This window comes from Paraburkholderia sp. NMBU_R16, from assembly GCF_013282575.1.
GTDB lineage: Bacteria > Pseudomonadota > Gammaproteobacteria > Burkholderiales > Burkholderiaceae > Trinickia.
The window spans coordinates 1-2,377 of sequence record NZ_JAAAYE010000153.1 but is presented as its reverse complement, the minus strand read 5'-3'; the positions used below and the strand labels follow the sequence as shown (position 1 = coordinate 2,377).

Below are 2,377 nucleotides of genomic sequence, written 5' to 3'. Positions count from 1 at the left end.
TGCCGAACTGCTCAAGAAGTTCAGCAGGAATCGCCGGCAGCTCTACCGGTGGGGTCTTGGGTTTGCGAGGCATATTTTCTCCTGGGGAGCATCATATGCCTTGAACACGAAATTTCTGACAGACCCAGGAGGGTATGCGCCCATTTGGTTGCGGACGCAACTATGCATTTCTGACACAAACGGGCCTGCCGAACAAAGCCGTTCATAGCTTGATTTCGCAATCTTTCCCGTTCTGACGCATGGCATTGCTAACTACCTCGTAAAAATCAGCTCTCTCTTTTGGAGTAAATTGGCATTGACGAAAATCGAGTAAAACGAGCGGGTTACCCGGCGTACACAGCACATGCACCAAGTCCATCGCCTCTTGTGCCGTAATCCTGGGTAAGTGAATTTGAGTGATCCGACTCCCAGGCATCTGTAGCAAGCGAACCAGGCCATCTACTACATCTCCCAGCCTGTATTCCGACTCGTCCCCCGTCACACCCGAACCATCAAGACGCAGGTTAGAGGCGTCGATAACCGAACCTATATACGTTCCACCAGCAATCTCAAGCATACAGCTTCGCCAAGCGGCAACGCTATCAATCGTCTTTTTGTGATCGTAACAAGATGTGGATCGGGTGCGCTGCGACGTCAATACCCGCGGCGCCTCTCGCACTTCCGCGAGCAAGGTACTGATTAACGGGTGAGGAGATCTGGTCGACCGCAGGGGACCGCGCGACCCGGGGGGGCGGATCGAACCATCGTTATTTTCGCTATGTCCGTCTGCGCGGCTAATACCGTCGATTCGTGTCATCCCTTGCCCCCAACATTAAATCAACTACAATAGTGACTCGGATTCAAATGTAGGCATCCCTCGCGAAAAAGCGAAGCGATTGCCGAAGCCGGGCGAGGTTCAACGCTGCGTGACACATGGAGGGGACATGGAGCGCCAGGCGATAACGGTGCCCCATTTTTCATCTGCGGCATCCATGACTCAAAACGGTTATGTCGCATTAACGAGGGCGAGTAGAATCGGTGGGTTGTGTCGCGATAAGGGAGCCGGGACGAGCAGCGGCGATTTGATTAGGAGTCCTCACATAATCAGCGAATAGAACTACGCGGCCACCGTTCGGGTTGTGCCATCGTGTTTCATTTGCCGTTTGCGGATCATATGCATGATTTCGATGCCGGCCAGGATGATGCGCGCGCACCGGAAATCCTTGAAACCGAGCATCAGTTTAGTGATGCGTTTGATGGCCCGGTGATCCTGCTCCACGATGTTGTTCAGATACTTGCATTGGCGAATCACGATGGGCGTTTGCGCATCTTGCGAAGAAGCGGACCAACCGTGCTGCAAACCCTTACCTCGACTTGCTCGTCGGCTCAATCTGCCGTGCGCAGAATATTCGTTCAAATTCGCAGTTATTTCGTTCTTCGACAAGTGGCCCTGCCGAACAAAGCCGCCGCCTGGTAAAGGGCTTCGTGCGCCCGCTGGGCGGCGTAAGCAGCAGCGCACACCTTCGCAACGCCTCTGCTCGTCCGCGCACCGAACAACTTGACAATACCGCGCGAACACATCGCTGCCACGGCACGGGAGCTGTGGCGCTATAACGCTGTTGTCTCGGTTCCGTACGTCCTATTTAGCCAGGCTCGCTGCGTGCTCCCGTTCGCTCGTTGCTCCTCGGAGGTCATCGCCATTTTTCCGCGCCCATGCGCATCGGGGGCGCAGTCACGTTCCACTTCCCGGAACACGTCAGCTGACGTCTCCCGCATATAAATGGGTCCATAGACATCTCGGTGCCAGCGGCTGTCTGTGTAGCGGCTGAAATCAAGGCAAGTTAAGCTGTTCGAGTAGACAGCGGCCTCGATAATATGGTTTATTATAGCCGTCCCTCCCTCCGGATTATCATATTCGCACCCGTCTTCAAAAAAACTCCTGTTTGCTATCCTAAGTGTCTTAAGGTCGTGACAACGAGCAATGATTTTGAGAAAAGGCCCAATTTCCGTTAGTTTTCGGAGTTCCGGAATTGATATCTCCAGCTCCTCTAGCTGCGGCAATTGGGACAACCTGCCGAGCTGACGGTCACTAACCCGCGTCGCGGGCAATCTCAAGCTTCGCAAAGATTTGTTATTTCCCAAAGCATCAATTAATCGATTGAGAACATCTTCCCCGTCCGCGAACACAACTTGCCCCATGTGCAGTTGTCTAACACCATTATGGCGATCTTGAAGGGCCGCGATAAAATCGTCTACCTCACCATCTTCAACCCCATTCCATTACACACAAGTCTGCTGCTCGAGCTCACGCGCGTATCTGATACCAGCAGCAAAATCCACCACGCGCTGCATGCCTAGCCAGATGGTCTTGACGCCAGGCTCGCCGTCGCCTTTGCGG

At 53.8% G+C, this 2,377-nt stretch carries 2 protein-coding genes and 1 pseudogene; all 3 read right to left on the bottom strand.

The window, feature by feature from the left end; all coding sequences use genetic code 11:
• Window positions 1–202: 202 nt before the first annotated feature.
• Window positions 203–556, bottom strand: a complete 354-nt coding sequence (locus tag GWC77_RS27370; protein ID WP_173262510.1) for a hypothetical protein — start codon at window positions 554–556, stop codon at window positions 203–205.
• A 540-nt stretch (window positions 557–1,096) separates the two neighbouring features.
• A pseudogene (locus GWC77_RS27365) lies at window positions 1,097–1,294 on the bottom strand (DDE-type integrase/transposase/recombinase); the annotation flags it as partial.
• A 965-nt stretch (window positions 1,295–2,259) separates the two neighbouring features.
• A partial coding sequence (locus GWC77_RS27360) for an IS4 family transposase (protein WP_173259959.1) occupies window positions 2,260–2,377 on the bottom strand: 118 nt, incomplete at its 5' end.

Excerpts from the sequence above, each read along its gene's own strand:
- GWC77_RS27370 (WP_173262510.1), bottom strand. The coding sequence starts at position 556 with ATGCTTGAGATTGCTGGTGGAACGTATATAGGTTCGGTTATCGACGCC.